15 protein-coding genes are annotated in these 18,940 nt (G+C 69.9%); 7 read left to right on the forward strand and 8 right to left on the reverse strand.

The genetic code is table 11. The features are described from left to right. Nucleotides 1–22: 22 nt before the first annotated feature. Genes QTH87_RS16340 through QTH87_RS16365 form a run of 6 tightly spaced genes read left to right on the forward strand, consistent with a single transcriptional unit; the run spans nt 23 to nt 11,187 of the window. Nucleotides 23–1,684 (forward strand): alpha-amylase family glycosyl hydrolase, encoded by a 1,662-nt coding sequence (locus QTH87_RS16340; RefSeq protein ID WP_286610610.1) that lies wholly within the window; start codon nt 23–25, stop codon nt 1,682–1,684. Next, nucleotides 1,674–3,833 carry a 1,4-alpha-glucan branching protein GlgB gene (gene glgB, locus QTH87_RS16345; protein WP_286610612.1) on the forward strand — a complete coding sequence of 720 codons (2,160 nt, stop codon included), beginning with the start codon at nt 1,674–1,676 and terminating at the stop codon, nt 3,831–3,833. The genes QTH87_RS16340 and glgB overlap by 11 nt, the downstream gene beginning before the upstream one ends. After that, nucleotides 3,830–5,890, forward strand: a complete 2,061-nt coding sequence (gene glgX / locus QTH87_RS16350; protein ID WP_286610613.1) for a glycogen debranching protein GlgX — start codon at nt 3,830–3,832, stop codon at nt 5,888–5,890. Before glgB ends, glgX begins: the two co-directional genes overlap by 4 nt. A 50-nt stretch (nt 5,891–5,940) precedes the next feature. Beyond that, nucleotides 5,941–7,230: a glucose-1-phosphate adenylyltransferase gene (gene glgC / locus QTH87_RS16355; protein WP_286610615.1), complete on the forward strand. Its 1,290-nt coding sequence runs from the start codon at nt 5,941–5,943 to the stop codon at nt 7,228–7,230. Continuing rightward, nucleotides 7,227–8,690, forward strand: coding sequence for a glycogen synthase GlgA (gene glgA / locus QTH87_RS16360; protein WP_286610617.1), 1,464 nt, complete (start codon nt 7,227–7,229; stop codon nt 8,688–8,690). Before glgC ends, glgA begins: the two co-directional genes overlap by 4 nt. A gap of 25 nt (nt 8,691–8,715) precedes the next feature. Next, a complete protein-coding gene (locus QTH87_RS16365; protein WP_286610618.1) occupies nt 8,716–11,187 on the forward strand; it encodes a glycogen/starch/alpha-glucan phosphorylase in 2,472 nt (823 codons plus the stop codon). 130 nt (nt 11,188–11,317) lie between these two features. Here the strand turns inward: QTH87_RS16365 and QTH87_RS16370 are convergent, their stop codons facing one another. The 4 genes from QTH87_RS16370 to QTH87_RS16385 all read right to left on the reverse strand — a co-directional run bounded on the left by QTH87_RS16370 (nt 11,318) and on the right by QTH87_RS16385 (nt 13,963). Further along, nucleotides 11,318–11,782: an ExbD/TolR family protein gene (locus QTH87_RS16370; protein ID WP_286610619.1), complete on the reverse strand. Its 465-nt coding sequence runs from the start codon at nt 11,780–11,782 to the stop codon at nt 11,318–11,320. Nucleotides 11,783–11,803: 21 nt separating this feature from the next. Continuing rightward, nucleotides 11,804–12,505: a MotA/TolQ/ExbB proton channel family protein gene (locus tag QTH87_RS16375; RefSeq protein ID WP_286610620.1), complete on the reverse strand. Its 702-nt coding sequence runs from the start codon at nt 12,503–12,505 to the stop codon at nt 11,804–11,806. Further along, nucleotides 12,502–13,302 (reverse strand): 4-hydroxy-tetrahydrodipicolinate reductase, encoded by an 801-nt coding sequence (gene dapB, locus QTH87_RS16380; protein WP_444812809.1) that lies wholly within the window; start codon nt 13,300–13,302, stop codon nt 12,502–12,504. Before dapB ends, QTH87_RS16375 begins: the two co-directional genes overlap by 4 nt. Nucleotides 13,303–13,399: 97 nt before the next feature. After that, a complete protein-coding gene (locus QTH87_RS16385; protein ID WP_286610622.1) occupies nt 13,400–13,963 on the reverse strand; it encodes an outer membrane protein assembly factor BamE in 564 nt (187 codons plus the stop codon). 88 nt (nt 13,964–14,051) lie between these two features. Here QTH87_RS16385 and fur point away from each other — a divergent pair, with 88 nt between their 5' ends. After that, nucleotides 14,052–14,471 carry a ferric iron uptake transcriptional regulator gene (gene fur / locus QTH87_RS16390; protein WP_286610623.1) on the forward strand — a complete coding sequence of 140 codons (420 nt, stop codon included), beginning with the start codon at nt 14,052–14,054 and terminating at the stop codon, nt 14,469–14,471. Nucleotides 14,472–14,487: 16 nt separating this feature from the next. On the opposite strand, the gene hprK is transcribed toward fur, so the two are convergent. The 4 genes from hprK to QTH87_RS16410 all read right to left on the reverse strand — a co-directional run bounded on the left by hprK (nt 14,488) and on the right by QTH87_RS16410 (nt 18,841). Next, nucleotides 14,488–15,444, reverse strand: a complete 957-nt coding sequence (gene hprK / locus QTH87_RS16395) for an HPr(Ser) kinase/phosphatase (protein WP_286610625.1) — start codon at nt 15,442–15,444, stop codon at nt 14,488–14,490. A 28-nt stretch (nt 15,445–15,472) separates the two neighbouring features. Continuing rightward, on the reverse strand, nt 15,473–15,940 hold the full coding sequence (locus QTH87_RS16400; RefSeq protein ID WP_286610627.1) for a PTS sugar transporter subunit IIA: 468 nt from the start codon (nt 15,938–15,940) through the stop codon (nt 15,473–15,475). A gap of 89 nt (nt 15,941–16,029) precedes the next feature. Further along, a complete protein-coding gene (gene hpf / locus QTH87_RS16405) occupies nt 16,030–16,359 on the reverse strand; it encodes a ribosome hibernation-promoting factor, HPF/YfiA family (RefSeq protein WP_286610629.1) in 330 nt (109 codons plus the stop codon). 361 nt (nt 16,360–16,720) lie between these two features. Then, nucleotides 16,721–18,841, reverse strand: coding sequence for an ATP-dependent helicase (locus tag QTH87_RS16410; RefSeq protein ID WP_286610631.1), 2,121 nt, complete (start codon nt 18,839–18,841; stop codon nt 16,721–16,723). Between the last annotated feature and the right edge of the window lie 99 nt (nt 18,842–18,940).

Here is an 18,940-nt window from a genome sequence, read left to right on the forward strand (position 1 = left end):
GGGGACGAGGCACACTTCTCGCATGCCAGAACGTTTTTGGAACCCCGGGGGCATCATGGTGGAGAAGGACTGGTGGCGGGGCGCGGTGATCTACCAGATCTACCCGCGCAGCTTCATGGACAGCAACGGCGACGGCATCGGCGACCTGCCGGGCATCACGGCCACCCTGGACCACGTGGCGGCGCTCGGCGTGGATGCGATCTGGATCTCGCCCTTCTTCCGCTCGCCGATGAAGGACTTCGGCTACGACGTCTCCGACTACCGCGCCGTCGACCCGATCTTCGGCACCCTCGAGGACTTCGACGCGCTGCTCGCGCGCGCCCACGCGCTGGGCCTCCGAATCATCATCGACCAGGTGCTGTCGCACACCTCCGACCAGCACGCCTGGTTTGCCGCCAGCCGTGCCAGCCGCAGCGGCCCGATGGCCGACTGGTACGTATGGGCCGACGCGAAGCCCGACGGCACCCCGCCCAACAACTGGCTGTCGGTGTTCGGCGGCTCGGCCTGGCAGTGGGATTCGCGCCGGCGCCAGTACTACCTGCACAGCTTCCTGGCCGAGCAGCCCGACCTCAACTTCCATTGCCCGGCGGTGCAGGAAGCGCTGCTCGGCGAAGTGAAGTTCTGGTGCGAGCGCGGCGTCGACGGCTTTCGCTTCGATGCCTGCAACCACCAGTTCCACGATGCCCGCCTGCGCGACAACCCGCCCGCCAACGGCGGCGAGGTGAGCACGGTGCGCGCCGACAACCCCTACGCGATGCAGCAGCACCTGCACGACAAGAGCCAGCCCGAGAACCTGCTGTTCCTCGAGGAACTGCGCCGGTTGCTCGACCGCTACGGGGCGGTCGCGCTCGGCGAGGTCGGCGACGAGGACGCGCCGCCGGTCATGGCCCGCTACACCGAGCGCGACCGCCGCCTGCACCTGGCCTACAGCTTCAGCCTGCTGACCAGCGAGCACAGCGCGCGCCATCTGCGCACCCAGGTCGAGGTGCTCGACCGCGCGCTCGAGAAGACCGACGGCTGGGGCTGCTGGGCCGTCTCGAACCACGACGTGCCGCGCGTGGCGAGCCGCTGGAACGCGGCCGGCTCGGCCGACACGCGGCGCGACCGCCTGTGGCTCGCGCTGCTGCTGTCGCTGCGCGGCAGCGCGAGCATCTACCAGGGCGAGGAACTGGGCCTGCCCGAGGCCGAAGTGCCGTTCGAGCTGCTGCAGGACCCCTACGGCCGCGCCTTCTGGCCCGAGTTCAAGGGCCGCGACGGCTGCCGCACGCCGATGCCCTGGCGCGCCGACGCGCCCCACGGCGGCTTCACCGACGGCCTGCCCTGGCTGCCGGTGTCGGAGGCCCACCTGTCTCTGGCCACCGACCAGCAGGCCGACGACCCCGGCTCGATGCTCAGCTTCAGCCGCGCGCTGCTGCACTGGCGCCGCACGCAGCCGCTGCTGCGCACCGGAGCCATGCGCTTCATCGACGCGCCGGAGCCGCTGCTGTGCTTCGAGCGCAGCGACGAAGGCGGCGCCCGGCTGCAGGCGGTCTTCAACCTCGCCGATGCGCCGGCGGTCTTCACCCTGCCCGAAGCGCTGGCGCCCGTGGCCAAGACGCTATTCACGGGCGCGCTGACGGAAGGGCGCACACTGTCGCTGCCACCCTTCGGCGTCTTCTTCGGAGAACCCCTGCATGCTGCCTGAGCCCGAGGTCCGTGCCCTGATGCGCGCCGAGCATGGCGACCCCTTCGCCGTGCTCGGACCGCATCGCACGGACGAGGGCCTCCGGGTGCGCGCCCTGCTGCCGGGCGCGCATACGGTCGCGGTGCTGCACTCGGGTTCGGGCTGGCCGCTGGCCCAGCTCGAGCGGCAAGGCGACAGCGACCTGTTCGAGGCCCTGGTCCCGGCCTCCGAGGCCGAGCTCGGCTACCGCTTCGAGGTCGATTGGGGCTCGCACCGCTCGGCGCTCGAGGACCCCTATCGCTTCCCGCCGGTGCTCGGCGCAACCGACGTGTGGCTCCTCGCCGAGGGCACCCACCTGCGCCCCTACGAACAGCTGGGCGCCCACCTGCGCGAGGTCGACGGCGTGCGCGGCGTGGCCTTCGCGGTCTGGGCGCCCAACGCGCGCCGGGTCTCGGTGGTCGGCGACTTCAACCAGTGGGACGGCCGTCGCCACATGATGCGGCTGCGCCGCGAATGCGGCGTCTGGGAGATCTTCGCGCCGCAGGTGGCGGCCGGCGATGCCTACGAATTCGAGATTCTCTCGTCGCAGGGCCAGGTGCTGCGCAAGGCCGATCCCTTCGGCTTCTCGGCGCGCCTCCGGCCCGACACCGCCTGCGTGGTGCAGCCCTTGCCGGCACCGGTCACGCTGCCGGCCGGGCGCGCCGGAGCCAACGCGCGCGGCGCGCCGCTCAGCATCTACGAGGTGCACCTGGGCTCGTGGCGGCGCAAGAACGGCCACGAATGGCTGGACTACCGGGAGCTGGCCGACACGCTCGTGCCCTATGCGCGCGACATGGGCTTCACCCACATCGAGCTGCTTCCGGTCAGCGAGCACCCCTTCGATGGCTCCTGGGGCTACCAGCCGATCGGCCTCTACGCGCCGACCTCGCGCTTCGGCACGCCGGGCGACTTCCGCGCCTTCGTCGAGGCCGCGCATGCGGCCGGGCTCGGCGTGATCCTCGACTGGGTGCCCGCGCACTTCCCGACCGATGCCCACGGCCTCGCGAGCTTCGACGGCACCGCGCTCTACGAATACGCCGACCCGCGCGAGGGCTTCCACAACGACTGGCAGACGCTGATCTTCAACTACGCGCGGGCCGAGGTGCGCAACTACCTGGTCGGCAATGCGCTGTACTGGCTCGAGCGCTACGGCGTCGACGGCCTCAGGGTCGATGCGGTGGCCTCGATGCTCTACCGCGACTACAGCCGCAAGCCCGGCGAATGGGTGCCGAACGCGGAGGGCGGACGCGAGAACCTCGAGGCGATCGACTTCCTGCGCCGCATGAACCGCGTGATCGGTGTCGAGCGGCCCGGCGCCATCACGCTGGCCGAGGAATCGACCAGCTTCCCCGGCGTCACGCGGCCGCCCGAGCATGGTGGGCTGGGCTTCCACTACAAATGGAACATGGGCTGGATGAACGACACGCTGGCCTATGCCGGAATCAACCCGGTCTACCGCAAGCACCACCACCAGAAGGTGACCTTCGGCCTCATGTACGCCTTCAGCGAGAACTTCGTGCTGCCGCTCTCGCACGACGAGGTGGTGCACGGCAAGGGTTCGATGATCGGCCGCATGCCCGGCGACGCCTGGCAGAAGTTCGCGGGCCTGCGCAACCTCTATGGCTACCTGTGGGCCTACCCGGGCAAGAAGCTGCTGTTCATGGGCAACGAGTTCGCGCAGGTCGCCGAGTGGAACGCCGACCGCAGCCTCGACTGGCACCTGCTCGGCGAACCGCTGCACCAGGGCATGCGGCACCTGGTGCGCGACCTCAACAACGTCTACCGCCACTTCCCCGCCCTGCACGAACTCGACTGCGAGCCCGAGGGCTTCGAATGGCTGTGCCACAACGACGCCGACCAGTCGGTGTTCGCCTTCGTGCGACGCGCGCGCGACGGCAGCTGCGTGGTCGCGGTCTGCAACTTCACGCCGGTGCCGCGCCATGGCTACCGGCTCGGCATGCCGGCCGCCGGCCGCTGGCGCGAGATCATCAACACCGACGGCCACGACTACGGCGGCAGCGGCGTCGGCAACAGCCCCTGCGACACCGAGCCGCAACCCTGGCACGGCCAGGCGCAGTCCATGGCGATGTCGGTGCCGCCGCTCGCCACCCTGATGTGGGTGCTCGCGTGAGGGCCGGCGTTCCGTGGCCGCTGGGCGCCACGCCCGGTCCCGAAGGCGTCGACTTCGCGCTGGCGGCACCAAGCGCCACCGCGGTCGAGCTGTGCCTGTTCGATACCGGGGGCCTGCACGAGCAGCAGCGCCTGCGCCTGACCGAGCGCACCGACGGCGTCTGGCACCTGCGGCTGCCGGGCGCGCGGCCCGGACTGGTCTACGGCTGGCGCGTGCACGGCCCGTGGGCGCCGCACCAGGGGCTGCGCTTCAACCCGGCCAAGGTGCTGCTCGATCCGTATGCGCGCGAGGTGGTCGGCCGCTATGGCGGCGAGGACCTGTTCCTCGGCCACGACCCGTCGCGTCCGGACCAGCCCGACCGCCGCGACAACGCCGCACTCGCGCTCAAGGCGCGCGTGGCGGCACCGCTGGCGCCCTCGCAGGTGGAGCGTCCGCGCATCCCTGCCGGCGAGCGCGTGCTCTACGAGCTGCACGTGCGCGGCCAGACCCGGCTGCACCCGCAGGTGCCGCCCGAGCTGCGCGGCAGCTATGCCGGCCTCGCGCAGCCGGCCGTGCTCGACCACCTGCAGCGGCTCGGCGTCACGACGCTGAGCCTGATGCCGGTGCAGCACCGCGCCGACGAGGCGCGCCTGTTCGCGCTCGGGCTCGACAACTACTGGGGCTACAGCTCGATCGGCTGGTTCGCACCCGAGGCGCGCTACTGGAGCGGCCGACCAGGCACCACGCCGTCGGGCGAGTTCCGCGCCATGACCGACGCGATCCACGCGCGCGGCATGGAGCTGGTGATCGACGTGGTCTACAACCACAGCGCCGAGACCGACGAACTGGGCCCGACGCTGAGCCTGCGCGGCATCGACAACGCGCTCTACTACCACCTGCGGCCCGACGACCGCGCGCTCTACGAGAACTGGACCGGCTGCGGCAACTGCCTGAACCTGGCCGAGCCGCGCGTCGTGCAGCTGGTGATGGACAGCCTGCGCCACTGGGTGCTCGAGCTCGGCGTCGACGGCTTCCGCTTCGACCTGGCGCCGATCCTCGCGCGCCGCAGCGGCGGCAGCTTCGACCCGCGCGCGCCGCTGCTGGCGGCCATCGCGCAGGACCCGGTGCTGGCGCGCACGCTGCTGATCGCCGAGCCCTGGGACATCGGGCCCGACGGCTACCGGCTGGGCGAATTCCCGCCCGGCTGGCTCGAATGGAACGACCGCTTCCGCGACACGCAGCGCGGCTTCTGGCTGCATCGCAGCGCGCCGCTGGGCGAGTTCGCGCATCGCTTCACGGCATCGAGCCGCGAGTTCGACCATGACGCGCGGGGCCCGGTCGCGAGCGTCAACTTCGTCACCGCGCACGACGGCTTCACCTTGCGCGACCTGCTGAGCTACGACCAGCGCCACAACCTCGCCAACGGCGAAGGCAACCGCGACGGCCATGGCCACAACCTGAGCCGCAACTGCGGCGTCGAGGGCGACACCGACGACCCCGCCGTGCTGGCCGAGCGGCACCGCCTGCAGCGCGCGCTGCTGGCCGCCACGCTGCTGGCCCAGGGCACGCCGATGCTGCTGGCCGGCGACGAGCTCGACCACAGCCAGCGCGGCAACAACAACGCCTACTGCCAGGACAACGAGACTACCTGGCTCGACTGGTCGCAGGGCGACGCCGGCCTGACCGGCTTCGTCGCGCGCGTGCTGGCGCTGCGCCGCGAGGCCGGGCCGCTGCGCAGCACGCGCTGGTGGCCCGCGCAGCAGCCGGCGCAACCCGGCGGCACCACGCTGCGCTGGCTCACGCCCGAAGGCCAGGACATGCAGGCGCGCGACTGGGAGCGCGGCGACCGCCATGCCCTGGCGCTCTTGTTCGACGCGCAGCAGCCCGCCGCCGGCTGGCTGCTGCTCGTGAACGCCGAGGCTGGCGAAGTCGAGTTCCGGCTGCCGCCCGGCCGCTGGACCTGCCGGCTCGCGAGCGAGGCCGCGGACGGCGCGGCGCCCTCGTCCGAGCCGCTCGGCGAGACGCAGAGGCTGCCGGCCGGCAGCCTCTGGCTGGCAAAAAGCGGCGCTTTTCCATGAGGTGGAGTGCTAGGCTGGAATCACGGACACAAAACGATCGGAGGCTCAAGATGGCAGATATCCCGCAAAGCTCGCTGCAGGCTCACCAGCTCGTTCGTCGCACCATCGCGCTGGTGCTGGCCGGCGGACGCGGTTCCCGGCTCAAGCAGCTGACCGACCGCCGCGCCAAGCCCGCGGTCTACTTCGGCGGCAAGTTCCGCATCATCGACTTCGCGCTGTCGAACTGCCTCAACTCCGGCATCCGGCGCATGGCGGTGGTCACGCAGTACAAGTCGCACTCGCTGATGCGCCACCTGCAGCGCGGCTGGAGCTTCCTGCGCGCCGAGCTCAACGAGATGGTCGACGTGCTGCCCGCGCAGCAGCGCGTCGGCGACGAGCACTGGTACCGCGGCACGGCCGATGCGGTCTACCAGAACCTCGACATCATCCAGACCCGCTCGACGCCGCACGACTACGTCGTGGTGCTGGCCGGCGACCATGTCTACAAGATGGACTACTCGATCATGCTGACGGACCACGTGGCGAGCGGTCGTGGCTGCACGGTCGGCTGCATCGAGGTGCCGCGCATGGAAGCCACCGCCTTCGGCGTCATGGCGATCGACGACGACCGGCGCATCACCGCCTTCCTCGAGAAGCCGGCCGACCCGCCCGCGATGCCCGGCAACCCCGACGTGGCGCTGGCCAGCATGGGCATCTACGTCTTCGATTCCGAGTACCTCTACCAGCTGCTCGAGGAAGACAACCTGAATCCCGATTCGAGCCACGATTTCGGCCACGACATCATTCCCCGCGCAGTCGCCGAGGGCCGCGCCCATGCGCATCCCTTCAGCATGTCCTGCGTCACGCGGGCCCGGCGCGGCAGCGACGCCTCGGCCTACTGGCGCGACGTGGGCACGATTGATGCATTCTGGGCAGCCAACCTCGATCTGGCCTCGATCACCCCCGAGCTCGACATCTATGACACCGACTGGCCCATCTGGACCTACCAGCGGCAGCTGCCGCCGGCCAAGTTCGTGCTCGACCGCGAGGGCCGGCACGGCATGACGGTCAACACCATCGTCTCGGGCGGCTGCATCGTCTCGGGCTCCAAGGTCAGCAGCTCGGTGCTGTTCTCGGGCGTGCGCATCCATTCCTTCTGCGAGGTCAACGAGGCGGTGCTGCTGCCCGACGTCGAGGTCGGCCGCGGCTGCCGGCTCAACAAGGTCGTGATCGACCGCGCCTGCGTGATTCCCGACGAGATGGTGATCGGCGAAGACCCGGTGGCCGATGCCGCACGCTTCGAGCGCACCGAGGGCGGCGTGGTGCTGGTCACGCGCGAGATGCTCAAGCGGCTCGCATGAGGATCCTGCAGGTCAGCGCCGAGATCTTTCCCCTGCTCAAGACCGGAGGGCTGGCCGACATCGCCGGCGCCCTGCCGCTGGCGCTGCTCGCGGCGGGCCAGGAGGCGCGGGTGCTGCTCCCCGGCTTCCCGGCAATCGCGGCGGGCATCGTCGACGCGCAACCGGTGGCCGAGATCGTCGCGCCCTGGGGCGAGCGCGCGCAGCTGAAGCTCGGCCGCATCGCCACCGCGGGCGCACCCGACATCCCGGCCTACCTGATCGATGCGCCCGCACTCTACGACCGGCCCGGCAATCCCTACGAGGACGCCCATCGCCAGCCCTACGGCGACAACCACCGGCGCTTCGCGCTGCTGGGCTGGGCGGCGGCGCAGCTGGCCCAGGGGCTCGATCCGGCGTGGCAGCCGCAGGTGGTGCATGCGCACGACTGGCATGCGGCGCTCGCGCCCGCCTACATGGCCTTCGCGCCGCGCGGCGGCCGCGGCGCACGCGCCGCCAGCGTCTTCACGGTCCACAACCTGGCTTACCAGGGGCTGTTCGCGGGCGCCCATTTCGGCGAGCTGGGTCTGCCGCCGGCCGCGTTCTCGATCGACGGCCTCGAATACCACGGCCAGCTCTCGTTCATGAAGGGCGGCCTGTGCTTCGCCGACCGCCTGACCACCGTGAGCCCGACCTATGCGCGCGAAATCCAGACGCCCGAGCAGGGCTTCGGCCTCGACGGCCTGCTGCGCAGCCGCGCAGGGCGGCTGACGGGCATCCTCAACGCAGTCGACGACCAGGTCTGGAACCCGGCCACCGACCCCCTCCTGCCCCACCGCTACGAACCGCGCCGCATGGTCGGCAAGACCCGCGACAAGGCCGCGCTGCAGGAAGAACTGGGGCTCGCGCCGCTGCCCGACGCGCCGCTGTTCGTGGTCGTGAGCCGCCTGACCGAGCAGAAGGGCCTGCACCTGGTGCTCGGCGGCCTCGATGCGCTGCTGGCCCAGGGCGGCCAGCTCGCGCTGCTCGGCAGCGGTGACGCCTGGCTCGAGGCCGCCTTCCGCGAGCGCGCGGCCGCCGCACCCGCATTGGTCAGCGTCACGGTCGGCTACAGCGAACCGCTCGCGCATCGACTGTTCGGCGCCGGCGACGTCACGCTCGTGCCCTCGCTGTTCGAGCCCTGCGGACTGACCCAGATGTACGGCCTCAAGTACGGCAGCCTGCCGCTGGTGCGCCGCGTCGGCGGCCTGGCCGACACGGTGGTCGACGCCACGCTCGAGGACATGGCCGCGGGCCTGGCCACGGGCTTTGCCTTCGAGCGCTTCGACGCCGCCGACTACGAGCGCGCGCTGCGGCGTGCCTTCGCGCTCTACCGCCGGCCCACCGACTGGCGCGCGGTGCGCACCGCGGCGATGCGGCGCCCCGCCGACTGGCAGACCGCCGCCGCGCACTACCTCGATGTCTATGCCCAGGCCCTGGCCTGAGGCGCTCCCACGAAAGCCCATCACCATGACCCCCCACCTCGAAGACTTCAAGTACGACCACCCGGACCGTGACGTCGCGGCCTTCAAGCGCGCGGTCGCCAACAAGCTGATCTACGCGGTCGGCAAGGACCCGGTCGCGGCCAGCCCCGACGACTGGCTGCACGCCACGGCCCTGGCAGTGCGCGACCAGCTGGTCGAGCGCTGGATGGGCACCACGCGCGCGACCTATTCGCAGAAGCTCAAGCGCGTCTACTACCTCTCGATGGAATTCCTGATCGGGCGCACCTTCACCAACGCGCTGCTGGCGCTCGAGCTGCAGGGCACCGTCAAGCAGGCGCTGGCCGATTTCGGCGTCGACATCCAGGCCCTTGCCGAGCGCGAGCCCGACGCCGCGCTCGGCAACGGCGGCCTGGGCCGGCTGGCGGCCTGCTTCCTCGACTCGATGGCCACGCTCGGCGTACCGGGCATGGGCTACGGCATCCGCTACGAATACGGCATGTTCCGCCAGCGCATCGTCGACGGCCAGCAGATCGAGACGCCCGACTACTGGCTCACCCGCGGCAACCCGTGGGAATTCCAGCGCCCCGAGGTCACCTTCCGCGTGCGCTTCGGCGGCCACGTGCAGCGCCGCGAAGGCCAGAACGCTCCCTACGGCGCGGCCAACTGGGTCGATACCCACGACGTGCTCGCGATGGCCTACGACACCATCATCCCGGGCTACGGCACCCAGGCCACCAACACCCTGCGGCTGTGGTCGGCCAAGGCCACCGCGGAGATCGACCTCTCGGCCTTCAACCGCGGCAACTACATGGAAGCGGTCGAGAGCAAGAACCACTCGGAGAACGTCTCGCGCGTGCTCTACCCGGACGACTCCACGCCCTCGGGCCGCGAGCTGCGGCTGCACCAGGAATACTTCTTCGTGAGCGCCAGCGTGCAGGATCTGCTGCGCCGCTACCTGCGCAACCACACGAGCTTCGACGAGCTGCCCGAGCAGGTCAGCATCCATCTCAACGACACCCATCCCGTGCTCGCGGTGCCCGAGCTGATGCGCCTCCTGATCGACGACCACGGCCTGCCGTGGGACACCGCCTGGGCCCACACCCAGAAGGTCTTCAGCTACACCAACCACACGCTGATGCACGAGGCGCTCGAGACCTGGCCGGTCGAGATGTTCGGCCGCATCCTGCCGCGCCACCTGCAGATCCTGTTCGACATGAATGCGCGCTTCCTGGCCAGCGTGACCGACCCGACGCACGACGTCGAACTGCTGCGGCGCCTGTCGCTGATCGACGAGACCGGCGAGCGGCGCGTGCGCATGGCCTCGGTGGCGGTGCTCGCGAGCCATTCGGTCAACGGCGTCTCGGGGCTGCACTCCGAGCTCATGAAGCAGTCGATCTTCGCGGACTTCAACAAGCTCTTTCCCGAACGCTTCAACAACAAGACCAACGGCGTCACGCCACGCCGCTGGCTGGCCCAGGCCAATCCGCCGCTGGCCGCGCTGCTCGACACCCGCATCGGCCGCGGCTGGCGGCGCGATCTGACGCAGCTGCAGGTGCTCAAGCCGATGGTGCAGCAGCCCGCGTTCGTGCGCGCCTTCCGCCATGCCAAGCGCGAGAACAAGCTGCGCCTCGCGAACTGGATCGACGAGCACATGCGCATCGACATCGACACCGACGCCCTGTTCGACGTCCAGGTCAAGCGCATGCACGAATACAAGCGCCAGCTGCTGAATGTGCTGCACGTGGTGACGCGCTACCACCGCATCCTCGAGGCGCCCGATGCCGGCCACGTGCCGCGCGTGATCGTGTTCGCGGGCAAGGCGGCCTCGGCCTACCAGATGGCCAAGCTCGTGATCCGCCTGATCAACGACGTGGCGCAGGTGATCAACGCCGACGAGCGCGTCGGCAAGCTGCTCAAGGTGGTGTTCCTGCCGAACTACAGCGTGAGCCTGGCCGAGATCATCATGCCGGCGGCCGACCTGTCGGAACAGATCTCCACCGCCGGCACCGAGGCCTCGGGCACCGGCAACATGAAGTTCGCGCTCAACGGTGCGCTGACCATCGGCACGCTCGACGGCGCCAACGTCGAGATGCGCGAGGCGGTCGGGCCCGAGAACATCTTCATCTTCGGCAACACCACGCCGCAGGTGGCGGACATCCGCGCCAGCGGCTACCAGCCGCGCCAGTTCTACGATGCCGATCCGGAGTTGAAGCGCACGCTCGACAGCATCCGCGACGGCCTGTTCTCGCCGGCCGAGCCGGGCCGCTACCAGCAGATCTTCGATGCCCTCGTGAGCTGGGGCGACCACTACCTGCTGCTGGCCGACTACGCGAGCTACGTCGAGGCACAGGCCAAGGTCGATGCGCTCTACCGCGACGCCGACGCCTGGACCCGCATGGCGATCCTCAACGTCGCGGCCATGGGCGAGTTCTCGTCGGACCGCACCATCGCGCAGTACGCGCACGAGATCTGGAAGACCAAGCCGGTGGTTCTTTAGCTCGCCCCCAGGTTGGCTCACTTCGTGTAGCCGCCCACCCCCGACCGGGGGCAACACCGGCGGCCCGGCAAAGCCGGTTCCGCGGTGTTTCGCGAAGGGGCCTGGCTGCGCCGGCCGGACTGATCCAGAGCTACTGCTTGAGTGGCGACGGCGCCTCGGTGACGAAGCCGATGCGGTTCAGCCCGGCCTTGTGCGCGATGCCCATGAGCTCGACCACGCGGCCGTAGGGCACGGTCTGGTCGGCACGCAGCTGGACTTCGGTGTCGCGGCTTGCGGCGGCGGCCTTCGCGAGGCCTGCCGCCAGTTCGTCCGCGGTCACCGGCCGGTCGTCCAGGAACACCTTGCCTGCAGCATCGACCGCCAGCGTGACGAACCTCGGCGTGTCGTTGGGCTGGCCGGCATCGGTGCGCGGAAGGTCGAGCCGGATCGAGCTGGCCATCAGCGGCGCCGTGATGATGAAGATCACGAGCAGCACGAGCATCACGTCGACCAGCGGCGTGACGTTGATGTCGGACAGCGGGCGCTGGCCGCCGGACCCGGTCGACCGCCCGCCCCCTGGGGTGCTGCCGCCGAGCGAGGTGCGTCCGAAGGCCATGCGGGACTGCCTCCGGGGCGGCTAGGCGATGGGCCCGGCGCGGACCGGCGACGCCGGCTCGGCGCGCGAGTCAGGCTCGCCGAACATGCCGAGGAGATCGTGCGCGAAGCCCTCGAGCTCGGCCTCGATGCGGCCCACGACGCGGCCGAAGACGTTGTAGGCCAGCACTGCGGGGATCGCGACCGCGAGACCGAAGGCGGTCATGATGAGCGCCTCGCCGACCGGGCCCGCGACCTTGTCGATCGTGAAACCGCCGGTCTCGGCCGCGATGCCGACGAGCGCACCGTAGATGCCCCAGACCGTGCCGAGCAGGCCGACGAAGGGCGCCGTGGCGCCCACGGTCGCGAGCAGGATCTGCCCGGCCTGCAGGCGCCGCAACGCCGCATGCAGCGCATCGCGCAACAGGCGCGTGGCGCGCTGGCTGCGCTCGACCCGTGCACCCAGGCTGCCGTCGGCCGCAGGTTCGCCGAGCTGCCGGAGCGCGCGCACCGCCGGTGCCACCAGCGCGGCGCGATCGAGGGGCTGCAGCCGGGTCTCGGCGTCGGCCAGCGAGGTGGCCTGCCAGAAGGCCGCGATGCTGCGCAGCACGTCGCGCGTGCCGCCGCGCAGCAGCCAGGCCTTCCAGAGGATGACAACCCAGCTGGCCACCGACATCGCGAGCAGCAACGCCGCCACCGAGCGGCTGACGCCGTCGCCGTGGCGCAGCAGCTCGAGGACGCTCACCGCAGGCCGAGCACGTCGAACATGTCGAACAGGCCGCTCCGGCGCTCGGCCAGGAAGCGCGCGGCGCGCAGGCTGCCCTGCGCGTAGGTCACGCGGCTGGACGACTTGTGCGTGATCTCGATGCGCTCGCCGGTGCCCGCGAACAGCACCGTGTGGTCGCCCACGATGTCGCCGCCGCGAATGGTGGCGAAGCCGATGGTGGAGGGGTCGCGCTCGCCCGTCACGCCTTCCCGGCCGTAGACCGCGCAGTCATCGAGGTTGCGGCCCAGCGCGTCGGCGATCACCTCGCCCATCTTGAGTGCCGTGCCCGAGGGTGCATCGACCTTGTGACGATGGTGGGCCTCGATGATCTCGATGTCGTAGCCGGTCGCCAGCGCCTTGGCCGCCATCTCGAGCAGCTTGAGCGTGACGTTGACGCCGACGCTCATGTTGGGCGCCATGACGATCGCGATGTCCTTCGCGGCGGCGGCGATCTCGGCCTTCTGCGCGTCGCTGAAGCCGGTGGTGCCGATCACCAGCTGGACGCCGAGCTCGCGGCAGGCGGCGAGATGCGCGAGCGTGCCTTCGGGCCGCGTGAAGTCGATCAGCACCTGGGCATCGGCCAGGCCGGTGCGCAGGTCGGACACGATCGGCACGCCGCTCGCGGCGCCCAGGAAGCCGGTGGCGTCGTCGCCGAGCGCCGGGCTGCCCGGGACGTCGAGGGCGCCGGCCAGCTGCAGATCGGGCGCGCTGCGCACGGCCTCGATCAGCATGTGACCCATGCGCCCGGAAGCGCCGGCGATCGCGACGCGCCGCAGCGCGGAAGTGGAAGCGGTGGAGTCGGTCACGCGGTCGGCCTCTCGGATGGCGGAATACGGGGATGCGGGCGGGCCGCGCGGCGCGACCCGTGGGCGCTCAGCGCGCTGTCTCGAGCGGCGGATAGGCCGCCGGCAGGGGCGCCGGCGCCGGCGCGGGCGTCGGGGCGGAATCGCCCGACTTCGCCTTGGGCGGATCGAACTTCATGAGCTGGGCGTCGCTGGCTTCGAGCACCGGCACGGAGCCGCGGCGCTTGCGGCCGTCGAGTTGGGCGACGAACTCCTCCTCGCTCGGCATCGGGTCGCCGTCGAAGCGCTCGAGCGTCTCGCCGTTGAAGTACAGGGTCAGGCGGCGCTGCTGGGCCTCGACGCCCTGGCGCCGGATCGTGAAGACGTAGTCCCAGCGGTCCTTGTGGAAGACGTCGGTCAGGAGCGAGGTGCCGAGGATCTCGCGCGCCTGCTGGCGCGTCATGCCCGGCTTGAGCTGCTCGACCTGCTCCTTGGACACGAAATTGCCCTGCACCACCTCGACCTTGTAGGGCGTGACGGTGCTCAGGGCGCCGCGCGCGCTGTCACCGACGCTGCTGCAGGCGCCCAGGCACAGGCTCGCGGCGATGGCAACGCCGGCGAACGGCCAGGAGCGGCGTTGTGGATAGGCAGGCATGGGGGAAAGGATGGGCGATATGATCGAATCATTGTAGCGGCTGGCCCCCGGCGGGCCCCTCCCGCCAGGCTGGCGCAGGAAGAGCACCATGGGCAAAATCGACGAACTCAAGAACACCGGCCTCAAGGCCACCCTGCCGCGCCTGAAGATCCTCGAGATCTTCCAGAACGGCAGCCAGCGCCACATGACGGCCGAAGACGTCTTCCGCGTCCTGCTGAACGACCACTCCGACATCGGCCTGGCCACGGTCTACCGGGTCCTGACCCAGTTCGAGCAGGCCGGCATCCTGGAACGCAGCCACTTCGAGAGCGGCAAGGCGGTCTACGAACTCAACGAAGGCAAGCACCACGACCACCTGGTCTGCACTTCGTGCGGCAAGGTCGAGGAGTTCTACGACGCCGAGATCGAACGCCGCCAGCAGATGATCGCCAAGGACAAGGGCTGGATTCTTCAGGACCACGCCATGTCGCTCTACGGCCTGTGCGCCGAGTGCGCCAGCAAGAGATAGGCACCCCGGGGGAGATTCAATCCTCCCGCGAGCTCTCCATCGCCTTGTGGTGGCGGGCGACGAAATCCGCATAGGTGTCGATGCCGCGCAGCTGCAGGATCGAGTTGCGCACCGCGGCCTCGACCAGCACCGCGATGTTGCGGCCGGCCACCACCTGGATGATCACCTTGCGCACCGGAATGCCGAGCACGTCCTGCGTGAGCGGCGCCGAGGGCATGCGCTCGTAGTCGCGCTCGAAGCTGTCGCGCCGCACCAGGTGGACGATGAGCTTGAGCCGCATCTTCCGCCGCACCGCCGTCTCGCCGAAGATCGCGCGGATGTCGAGCAGGCCGATGCCGCGCACTTCCAGCAGGTTCTGCAGCAGCTCGGGGCAGCGGCCCTCGAGCGTGTTCTGGTTGATGCGGTAGAGGTCGACTGCATCGTCGGCCACCAGGCCGTTGCCGCGCGAGATCAGCTCGAGCCCGAGCTCGCTCTTGCCCAGGCCCGATTCGCCCGTGATCATCACGCCCAGGCCCAGGATGTCCATGAAGACGCCATGCATCGACGTGCGCTCGGCGAAATGCTTCGACAGGTAGGCACGCAGCAGATCGATGACGAAGGCCGACGACTCGCGCGTCGCGAACAGCGGCAGCTGTGCGCGCTCGCAGATCGACAGCAGCTCGTCGGGCGCTGCCTGGCCGTCGGCCAGCACCAGCATCGGCGGCTCGAGGGTGACGATGCGCGCGATGCGCCGGGCACAGTCCTCGGGCGTGCCGCGCGTCAGGTAGGCGACCTCGCGGGCGCCGAGGATCTGCACGCGATAGGGGTGGATGTAGTTGAGGTAGCCGACCAGGTCGGCGGCCGACTGGGCGCGGCTGATGACGTCGGGGTCGAACTGGCGCTCCGAGGCGCCGAGCCCTGCGAGCCACTCCCAGCGGAGCGACCCACGGAACTCCTCGAACATCGCGTCGGCGCTGATGACGGTCGGCTTCATCTCCGAAACCGCCGGGCGCCGAGGGAGATCAAGCGACCTGGGCCGACTGCCATCCCGCGATCAGGGCATGCAGGGCGGCGGCATCCGAACTCGATTTGATCTGCTCGCGCAGGTTGGCGTCGCTGAGCAGTTCGGCGATCTCGGACAGGATCTCCAGGTGCTTCTGGGTCGCGGCTTCCGGCACCAGCAGGAAGATCAGCAGCACCACGGGCTGTTCGTCCGGGGCGTCGAAGCCGATCGCGTTGGCCAGCTGGAAGACGGCCGCCATGGGTGCCTTGAGGCCCTTGATCCGGCCGTGGGGGATGGCCACGCCATGGCCCAGGCCGGTGGAACCGAGGCGCTCGCGCGCGAACAGGCTGTCGGTGATCAGGGCACGTCCGAGACCGTGCAGGTTCTCGAACAGCAGCCCGGCTTCTTCGAAAGCACGCTTCTTGCTGGTGGCATCGACGCTCACGAGGACTTGAGCGGGCGGCAGGATGGACGCGAGGCGGTTCATGTTGGGGCGGGGGCGATTATGCACCGACCCCACAAAAAGCAAAGAGCCGCCCGGAGGCGGCCCGCAAGAGGATTTGCCCGGAGGCGGAACTACATCACACGCTTGGGCGCTGTGTGATGGTGGTCCTGGAGGCGATCCTTGTGGCGCACGACCTGACGGTCGAGCTTGTCGACCAGATCGTCGACGGCGGCATACAGATCAGCGTGGCTCGATTCGGCGAACATGTCGCTGCCCTTGACGTGGATGTTGCACTCGGCGCGTTGCCGGCGTTCCTTCTCCTTCTGCTTTTCCACCGTGAGGATCACCTTGACATCGACCACCTGGTCGAAATGGCGGGTGATCCGGTCCAGCTTGCTCGTAACGTAGTTGCGCAAGGCAGGGGTGACGTCGAGGTGATGACCGCTGATCGTCAAATTCATGAATGACCTCCTGGAATTGACGGTTGGGGAAATAGCCGCCCCCTCTTGCGGAGGAAGGCAGCCGGGGAAACGGGAAGGGATGCGAGGAACGAAGGGAGAAGAAGGGAAGGAGAAAGAAGGGGAACGGGAGGGAAGGAGGAGGCAGGGAAGGCGGGTTCTCGGGTCACTATGCCCATGCTGTCATCGAATTGCAATCCCTCGCTGCCAGGGCATTGCGCCCGCTCAAGTGCGGTTTTTCACACGCTATCGAATTGATAGCTCGGATCACCCAGGGGGCGCGGCGTGACGCATCAACTGGGCGAAAACCCAGGTGCCGATCTCGGGGCCGGCGACCCCGCGGGTCCAAAGGGATAGAGACGGCTCAGCGCCAGGCCGCGCGCATGCGGCTCAGCAGGTCGATGGTCGCGGCCGGCGGCGGGACGTGCGGAGCGCGCTCGGGTGCCGGCGGCCAGGTCTGGCGCTCGAAGCGCTCGGCGTCGACGGCCGGGATGAAGCGCGTGCGGCCCGCATACAGGTGGCGGTCGCCGCGCACCGCCTGCTGCGTGACATAGAAGCGCTGCGGCACCAGCAGGTGCAGGTAGTCGCGCGCGCGGGTCATCGCGACGTAGAGCAGGCGTCTTTCTTCCTCGAGTTCGTGCGCGCCCTGGGCGACGTCGGCCGGGATGCAGCCGTCGACCACGTTGAGCACGTGCACCGAGGTCCATTCCTGGCCCTTGGCCGAATGGATGGTCGAGAGGATCAGGTAGTCCTCGTCGAGCAGCGGCGGGCCGGGGCGGTCGCTCGTGGCCTCGGGCGGATCGAGCGTGAGCTCGGTCAGGAAGCGTTCGCGCGAGCCGTAGCCCGCCGCCAGCCGGGCGAGCTGCTCGACGTCGCCGCGACGAAGGCCGGCGTCGTCGTGCAGCCGCTCGAGGTGCGGCAGATACCACTCGAGCGCAAGATCCATGTCGGCCGGCCAGGCCAGCGCCGGTTCACGCAGCGCCGCATAGATGCGGGCGAAGCGAGCCCACTCGACCTGCGCAGCGGCAGGCGGCACGAAGGCCTGCAGTGCGGCGCCGGGATCGGCCGCCTCAGCCATGGCATCGAGCAGCCGTGCCGACGTGACCGGGCCGATCCCCGGGATCATCTGCGTGACGCGAAAGCCCGCCATGCGGCCGCGCGGATTCTGCGCGAAGCGCAGCACGGCGAGCAGATCCTTGACATGCGAGGCCTCGAGGAACTTGAGGCCGCCGTACTTGACGAAAGGGATGTTGCGGCGCGCGAGTTCCAGCTCGAGCGCCGCGCTGTGGCTCGAGGTGCGGAACAGCACCGCCTGCGACTTGAGCGCGAGGCCGCCTTCGCGGTGCGCGAGGATGCGGTCGCAGACCCAGCGCGCCTGGCCCGCGTCGTCAGGCACCAGCACCAGCTGCGGCCGGCCGGCCGAGGGCTTGTCGGTCCAGAGCGTCTTGGCATGGCGCTCGGCCGCGGCCGCGATCACCGCGTTGGAGACATCGAGGATCGGCTGGGTCGAGCGGTAGTTGCGCTCGAGCGTGACGATGCGCGCGGGCTGACCGAACTGGGACGGGAAGTCGAGGATGTTGCGCACCGTGGCGCCGCGGAACGAATAGATCGACTGGGCGTCGTCGCCCACCACCGTGAGGCCGCGGCCGTCGGGCTTGAGCGCGCGCAGGATGGCTGCCTGCAGCAGGTTGGTGTCCTGGTATTCGTCGACCAGCACGTGGTCGAAGCGCTGGCCGACCTGGGCCGCGAGGGCCGGCTCGGCCACCATCTCCGCCCAGTAGAGCAGCAGGTCGTCGTAGTCGAGCACCTGCTGCTGCTGCTTGGCCTCGACGTACGCGCCGAACAGCCGCTTGAGCTCGGCCTCCCATTCGGCGCACCACGGGAAGGCTTCCTTGAGCACCTGGGCAAGCGGCGCGCAGGTGTTGACCGTGCGCGAATAGATCGAGAGGCAGGTGCCCTTCTGCGGGAAGCGGCGCTCGGTCGACGAGAAGCCGAGTTCGTGGCGCACCAGGCCGAGCAGGTCTTCGGCGTCGCCGCGATCGTGGATCGTGAAGTTGGGGGCCAGGCCGATCTGTGGCGCATATTCGCGCAGGAGCCGTGCGCCCACGCCGTGGAAGGTGCCGGCCCAGGGCAGCGCGGGGCCTGCCTGCGAAGCCAGGCCGAGCACGCGCACCAGCACCTGGCCGGCGCGGCGCTCCATTTCCTGCGCGGCGCGGCGCGAGAAGGTCAGCAGCAGGATGCGCTGCGGATCGGCGCCACCCGCAATCAGGTGCGCGACGCGGTGCGCCAGCGTGCTGGTCTTGCCCGAGCCGGCGCCCGCGATCACGAGCAGCGGGCGCGTATCCTGCGCGGCCGCGTCGAGCGCTGCGTCGACGCCATGCAGCACCGCCGCGCGCTGATCCTCGTTGAGCTGCGCGAGCGCCTCGGCCAGCCGCTCGGACTGGCTCGTGGCGCTGGAGGAATGGGGGGTCGCTGCGCGCTGCATCGGCGCAACTGTACTGGATGTCCGTCCAGTCCGTGGCCCGGGCGCGCGAGGGCCAGATGACATAATCGCGCCTCGCTGCAACCGGAGACTCGCACATGG

It is taken from the genome of Variovorax jilinensis (genome assembly GCF_030316885.1).
GTDB classification, from domain to species: Bacteria; Pseudomonadota; Gammaproteobacteria; order Burkholderiales; family Burkholderiaceae_C; genus Variovorax; species Variovorax jilinensis.